A 6,805-nucleotide genomic window follows, 5' to 3' on the forward strand; every position below is an offset into this window, starting at 1 on the left:
TTCGTCCCTTACAGCAAGGAATTTGCGCAAAAGCAGGTTCAGAAGGTTCAGGCTACAATAACAGACATCGCGAGATCAGGAAAAACCACGTTAAAAAATATAGGTGAAGAAATCTGTAAAAAAGAAATTCCTAAACGTATAAGTGTGGAACAAGTATCCCTCGCAGGAGGACCAAGCCTTCCCCAAGTTGTGATGGAAAAGCAGACAATTAAGGAAGCCTATCAGAGATTCACGGTGAAGGATAGAAAAGTAGAGGGTGTTTCAGGGGAGAGTGTTTCTAAGGGTACGGGTAAAGTGTAGCCAACTAGACAAATAGATTCAGTAGCAGAAAGAGGGAATGATAGTTATGGATTTTATCAATAATCTAAACGCAGCCGCTAAGGTTGCAATAGGATTGGTAATAGCTGAAAATATGTATAACATAATTAGTATGGACGAACCCGGATATAAAACTGGTAGAGAAGCTCTAGATTCCTGTTGGAAATGGCTTGAAGGAGAAAAAATCGATGCGGATGATTTGTGTAACTACATAGATAGCGAAGATTTTGTAGATGTAGCTGATTTTGCAAATAAAGAAAAAGATGTACAAAAACAATATGCATGGTATTCAGTTTTAGATGCTGTTTCTTATACAACTTATCAAGCATATAAAAAGGAAAAAAGAGACTTTGTTCCTCAAGTGATTGAAGTGATTGATGATGAAACGTTAAGAATATTAGGTGAAAATGCAATTGAATCTGGTTATTTTAATATTGAAAGTCTAAATAATGTAAAAAAATACTTATTGGAAAACTACTCATTAAACCATAATATTGAAAACTATAATTATATAAAAAGGGGTAGTTTACCGTTGTTCTAACAACATAAAATAGACCTTCTTGCTAAGGGAGAAGGTTTTTTTACTTAACAATACTTATTAGGTGAACCTGGGAATGTTAAGAAAAATTGAAAATAGAGCAGGGGGGATAAAAAATGAATGAATCAAAACTAAATGAATATTATCAGAAAATAGCTCAAACTGTAAATGAGATGATTCCAGAAGAATGGAGTAAAGTAATTTTGTATGGAGAAGTTAATGAGGGGACAGGGACTGCGTTCTTTTTCTATCAGTCTAATATTAATGATAAACTCATATATAGTCACGATATCCCTGAATTACATAGTATTAGTAGAATAGAGTATAGAGATACATGGCGGAGGTTAATGAAGGTTTTAAAAGAATTATCAGATGAATTTAAAGATAATAATCAAGAACAATGGACCAATTTAACTTTTACTTTAGAAAGTACAGGAAAATTTAAGGTTGACTATGATTATGAAGATCTATCAGATGCAGATGATCACGAAAGAAGGGTTATTTGGGAATATAATCGTTTGGGTCTTTTACCTGAAACTGAATATGATAAGAGTATTTTAGAAGAATACCTCAAGAAAGAATAATGGAGGATAAGAAAAGCTTGTTTTTTTGTATGACCTTAACGGTAAAGTTTAGGCCTTTTCATTGTTGATATGAATATCAGTTATATTTAGCACTTGATTGCCTTTTAGGCAAAAGTGCTTTTTGTTTTTTCGAAGATACAAGTATAAAACACATAAAAGAAGGAATTCTCATTTAAAGAATTCCTTCTTTGCATACTATTTGTTAAGAAATGATTTTTCGAAAAATTCCAGAAGATGCTCTAGAGTGATTGGATCACTGTAAGTGGATGCTTTACTATTTATTTCAAATATACGATCGTTCTTAACTGCAGGTATATTTTTCCATGTTTCGGTCTCCACAAATGAATTAACTACGTCCGGGTTTTTACTAAAGATAATATAATCTCCAGTATATTCAGGAAGCACTTCAGATGAGAGGACATAAATGCCGGATTTAAGTGCCTTTTCTTTTACTTTTTCAGGCATTTTCAAGTCCATTGCTTGATACAATATTTCTGTTCCGCGTGCATAATTATTTCCAAATACATAAAACTCTTTAGCATCATTTTCAATGACAGAAACGGTTGCATCTTCACCAATTTTTGCACGTATTGCATTTCCTGCTGTTTCTGCACGCGTTTCGAAATCTTTAACCCATTCTTTTGCTTCCTTTTCTTTGTTTAAAAGTTTTCCGATTTCTATCTGCTGTGATAAATAATCTAATTTTCCCCAAGTGAATACAACAGTCGGAGCAATTTCATTTAGCTTTCCGATATTTTTCATCTCGGATCCCGCTATGATTAGGTCTGGTTCCAGTTCAATGATTTTCTCCAGATCATCTTCTGAAACGACTTCCACTCCCTTTAGTCTATCTTGAAAAAGGGGATTCATATTAGTCCATTGATCTATTCCAACAATATTACCTTCCAAAGCCAATACATTAGGTCCATTGGAGAGAGCAATTATTCTTTTTGGGTTTTTAGGAATCTCAACAGGACCAGTTTCTGATTGATATGTAATTGTTTCTGGTTTTGTCTTGGAATCATTATTTTCGTTCGCTTTCTCGTTGTTCCCACAGGCACTAAGAATAAGTACGAACAAGAGCAGGAAGGGTATGAATAGCTTTTTCATTTTGATTTTCTCCTTACTGTTTATAATGTAGGTTAAAAATATACCAAAAAATGTCTAATTAATAATGATATTCATTTTCAATGACTACATCAACATATTAATAGGAATGATAATCATTGTCAATAACTTTCGCCAGATTGCTAAACTCCGTGAACTAAACCGTCATCCCTGCTAGTATTGCTTTTTTCTTCGCAAACCAAGTCTAGTAGCTAAAGGTGAATAACTCATTCAACCGGATGCCGCATCTTAAGAAGAGGGATAAAATTGCTCGGTTCGCGTTATCATTTTCCGCATGCGTCGTTAAATACTTGATATTGAGGTTTTCCGATTGACTCTTTTTAAAATTATGAAGAATATTTGTTTACATAACTATATTATGGTTTAATCGTTGAGAAATCATATATTTGAACTGAAATTTGGAAGTGCATATAAATCTATAAATATAGTTTAGAAAGGAAGAATTATATGAAAAAGTTAAAAAAAGGATTTTTATAATCGTGTTAGCAAGTTTTTGTTTTTTATTACTAAACATTTCCCACGCCGGCTTCAGCTCATGTGACCAAATCAAAAACAACGGTATTAACGAGTGAAGATGGATCAATAATATTAACTCAAATAAAGAAGGATGTATGGGTTCATACAACATATACGGAAATCCAAGGTAATAAGGTCGGTGCGAATGGCTTTATTATTTGGTGATATGATATTCGAGCTTGAACAAAAGAATTCTGGAATCATTGATGAAGCTAACCTGGAAGCTTGGCCAATACGATGAAGAATTTAATGTATGTTTATAATGATGCGAAGATTGTATTCCTGGCCATAAAACTTGGGGAGATTTCAGTTTGCTTCCACATACATTGGAAATTGTCCAGAATCATGGAAGATGAATTGATTTGCATTCAGTCTAAACTTTTAGCAACTTGTCCACACCTTCCATCAGTCCATGCATATACAATAGTAAGGAGGGTGTTAGGATGGAGATAAATTGTTGTTATGAAGAAAAATGTTTTGAGAACAATGACCCAAGTACAGTATGGTTTCCTGGAAAGCGTTGTAAATGTAAGTGCAAATGCAAAAAAAACAGGCGCCGTTTTTATTAATCACTAAATGAATGACTGGATATAAGTTGTTCAACAGAGGCAGGCCTAGTGGCTGCCTTTTTTATTTGGGCATGCGTGGTATATATTAGTGGAATAGCGCTGAAATATATAAAGATGAAAAAAACACTCAACCATTATGGCTGAGTGTTTTTAAGCATGGGACATAGAAAATTAAAGTTCATTGAACTAAAGTTAATCCCTAAATAGAAGGGCGTTTCGAACATAGTATCCACTATACGAACTCCCAAGAAATTGAACAGTAACTTGGATTAGTTTATGTAGCAGATGGCACAACCCTGATTTTTTATTTTAGTTTAACTAAAATAAGACATTGGTCATCTTTACGTTGGAGAGTGTCCTCTTCATATCTAAGCGATTGTATAACTTCTTCCTTAAGTGTAGATAAAGGGGCAGCAGAATAGGTCTTTAACAATGAGCATAAACGGTCTGAACCTATAGGTTCTTCAACTCCATCTGTATAAAGGCATAGCATACTTTCCTTATTGTATGTAAGGGTATTTGTTTTAAAAATTATATCTTCAAACATCCCGAGTGGTGGCCGATTAGAACGCAACTCATATTGTTTTCCGTTTATATCCTGTAAAAGAACGGATGGATGGCCGGCATTGATATAATTAATTTCTCTCTTATCAGTATCGATTAAAAGGTAGACGGCAGTGCAGTAATGAGAAGATTTACTTGTGTTTTTGAATAAAGAATGGAGATGGTCATCTAATTCCTTCATCACCGTTTTCACTTCTGAACCTTTTAAAATTAATCTTTCAAATATGGAATGTAGGGACATGGTTATTAGGGCAGAAGAAAGCCCGTGCCCCATCACATCAAGTAGGATAAGGCCATACCGTTTGGCGTCAATTTGGTAAAAACCATATATATCACCCGATAATTGATTGGATCCTTTATAATACGCTTGAATTTCAAGATGTTCATTAATAATAGGAACTGGTAATAGTGTCTGTTGGATTTTTTTGGCAAGACCCAGTTCTCTTTCTGTATCTACTTTATATTTTTCATTTTTTTCGTTCAATTCAATCAGCTTATTCTTTTGCATTTTCATCGTTTCATGAGCAATCTCTAAATCAGCATAAGCCTTATTCCTAGCATTTAGTGCGGTCTCTGCCTCTTTTTTCGCTATAAGAAGCTCATTTTCTAATTCGTTTCTTTTTCGCATTGGAATCACCACACACTCAATAATGGTTCTTCCATCTCGCTCTCTTTGAACAGCGTTGAGTAACATAGGTATTTCTTCATCATCTACAGACTTTAAGGATATATATATTTCCTCAATCTGATTTTCTAACTTAATCAGAGGAACCAGATAAAGCTGATGAAAGAGTATAGCTGAAGCCGAAAGGATAAAATTAATAGGCTGCCCTTGCAATTGATCGAGATTATACCCCAATAATTTAAGTAAGGTTTGATTAACGGATAAAATATCATCTTCTTCTGATAAAGTTAAATATCCGCAGGGTGCCTCATTTAGTTGTTCATTCACAAAAATTCACACCCATCTCTATCTATAAATCGTTTGTCGGAAATTCATCCAAAAACTGTCTAATTAAGAATATCGTCTCTTCAGGATGACTCATATGTGGACAGTGTCCTGTTGCTTTCATCATTTTCAATGTACTATCAGGAAGATGCTTATGAATATATTCACCTACTGCTGACGGTGCAATAACATCATTGGAACATTGCAAAATGAGTGATGGTACTTTTACTTTCGCTAAGTCTTTACGGTTGTCTGCAAAAAAGGTAACCTCCGCAAATTGTCTTGCGATAATGGGATCAGTAGAACAAAAACGATTCTCTAAATCCCGTTTAAGCCCTGGGCGATCTGGATTACTCATGACCGTTCCCGCAAAAGCGGTTGCCCAGCCTATGTAATTTTTGTCCATCATATCAATCAATCCTAAAAGTTGTTCTTTCTCGAATCCCCCGTAATAATCATTAGGGAGATTCAGGTAGCAAGGGGAAGGACCAACCAGGACAAGTTTAGAAAAATATTCAGGATGTTTAATTGATGCCAGCATGCCTATCACACATCCAACAGAGTGTCCAACAAATATAGCATCTTTTAGGTCTAATGCGGAACAAACATCAAGTACGTCTTGTGCATACCCATCAAGAGTACTGTATCTTTCCACATTATATGCCTGTATATCTGAATTACCTGACCCAACATAGTCAAATAGAATAATATGGTATTCATCTTCGAAATCTTTTGCAACTGATTGCCATACATTTTGATCACAACCAAAACCTGGTGCAAATATCATTGGTCGTGTACCTCTTCCTCTAATCTTTACATTATTACGCAATAAAATATTGGAATTCATGATTGGCTCCTTCATTGGAAGATATACTTACTATATGTTAACACTAACCTTATTCGAATTAAAGAATTACACTTTAGCTGAAAATTGTCTGAGCTTGAACAGGAATGAGGATAGTGGTATACATTTGGTGGAGTTTCAAGACTTTTGGAAACTCTTGGTCTTACGTATACACGAACCTCTAATACCCGGAAAAGGTCGACAAGGTTCCTTGATATGGAAAGCCTTATTATAAAAAGGGATCATGTATAAAAGAAATACGAGGCATTTTCTGATTAGATCGCTAAGAAAAATATGGTCATGATATTATATTTTAATAGATAAAGGGTTTTTGTATGGGTAACTTAAACATCTCCCTTTTTCTGACCCAAATCCTTGAATATTGTTTTACCCTATCTAATGACTAATTGGAACAATTAAAAGCTAGCTTCAGTTTTTTTAAGCAAATTAATTGAATAATAAATCGATATCGGACGCCTTCTTTGTTTTTCCTGTATAATAATACTATATTTTACATTTGGGAGGGATTATTCATGGACCAAGCCAGCAGTTTAATAGGGCTTTTTGCAATCATACCGATTTTGTTTTATTTGGGACTTATTTTTTTAAGTGTTTATTTCATAATTAAGATCATAAAATTCATCAATGCAAAGACAAGATTAGATCAAGAAAGAAATGAAAAGCTGGATGAATTGATAAAAGTCATTGGAAAAGATCAAGAAGATCAAAATAAGTCACTATAATATAAAGGCTCTTTTCGTAAAGATTGTTGTTTTTAAAACGAAACTATTTAAG

At 34.1% G+C, this 6,805-nt stretch carries 7 protein-coding genes; 4 read left to right on the forward strand and 3 right to left on the reverse strand.

Translation table 11 applies throughout. The features are described from left to right. The 3 genes from ADA55_RS29815 to ADA55_RS03250 form a co-directional block, all read left to right on the forward strand. Positions 1-300, forward strand: a 300-nt coding sequence (locus ADA55_RS29815; RefSeq protein ID WP_048678947.1) for a hypothetical protein, incomplete at its 5' end; no start/stop codon positions are given. A gap of 46 nt (positions 301-346) precedes the next feature. Next, entirely contained in the window at positions 347-859 is a 513-nt protein-coding gene (locus ADA55_RS03245; protein ID WP_048678952.1) for an Imm6 family immunity protein, read from the forward strand. Between the two features lie 113 nt (positions 860-972). After that, the gene (locus tag ADA55_RS03250; RefSeq protein ID WP_048678953.1) at positions 973-1,440 is read left to right on the forward strand and encodes an antitoxin YezG family protein; all 468 of its coding nucleotides are present in this window, start codon (positions 973-975) and stop codon (positions 1,438-1,440) included. A gap of 195 nt (positions 1,441-1,635) precedes the next feature. On the opposite strand, the gene ADA55_RS03255 is transcribed toward ADA55_RS03250, so the two are convergent. From ADA55_RS03255 to ADA55_RS03265, 3 genes are all read right to left on the reverse strand, one after another. After that, entirely contained in the window at positions 1,636-2,550 is a 915-nt protein-coding gene (locus ADA55_RS03255; protein ID WP_048678955.1) for an iron-hydroxamate ABC transporter substrate-binding protein, read from the reverse strand. Positions 2,551-3,957: 1,407 nt separating this feature from the next. Further along, the gene (locus tag ADA55_RS03260) at positions 3,958-5,169 is read right to left on the reverse strand and encodes a SpoIIE family protein phosphatase (RefSeq protein ID WP_048678957.1); all 1,212 of its coding nucleotides are present in this window, start codon (positions 5,167-5,169) and stop codon (positions 3,958-3,960) included. Positions 5,170-5,191: 22 nt separating this feature from the next. Further along, positions 5,192-6,013, reverse strand: a complete 822-nt coding sequence (locus ADA55_RS03265; protein WP_048678960.1) for an alpha/beta fold hydrolase — start codon at positions 6,011-6,013, stop codon at positions 5,192-5,194. A gap of 530 nt (positions 6,014-6,543) precedes the next feature. Between ADA55_RS03265 and ADA55_RS03270 the strand changes: the two genes are divergently transcribed. Next, positions 6,544-6,753, forward strand: a complete 210-nt coding sequence (locus ADA55_RS03270; protein WP_048678963.1) for a hypothetical protein — start codon at positions 6,544-6,546, stop codon at positions 6,751-6,753. The last annotated feature ends 52 nt before the right edge of the window (positions 6,754-6,805 follow it).

Source organism: Bacillus sp. 220_BSPC (assembly GCF_001054655.1).
GTDB classification, from domain to species: domain Bacteria; phylum Bacillota; class Bacilli; order Bacillales; family DSM-1321; genus Peribacillus; species Peribacillus frigoritolerans.

Coding starts and splice junctions, on each gene's coding strand:
- ADA55_RS03250 (WP_048678953.1), top strand. CDS start 973: ATGAATGAATCAAAACTAAATGAATATTATCAGAAAATAGCTCAAACT.
- ADA55_RS03270 (WP_048678963.1), top strand. CDS start 6,544: ATGGACCAAGCCAGCAGTTTAATAGGGCTTTTTGCAATCATACCGATT.
- ADA55_RS03245 (WP_048678952.1), top strand. CDS start 347: ATGGATTTTATCAATAATCTAAACGCAGCCGCTAAGGTTGCAATAGGA.
- ADA55_RS03255 (WP_048678955.1), bottom strand. CDS start 2,550: ATGAAAAAGCTATTCATACCCTTCCTGCTCTTGTTCGTACTTATTCTT.
- ADA55_RS03265 (WP_048678960.1), bottom strand. CDS start 6,013: ATGAATTCCAATATTTTATTGCGTAATAATGTAAAGATTAGAGGAAGA.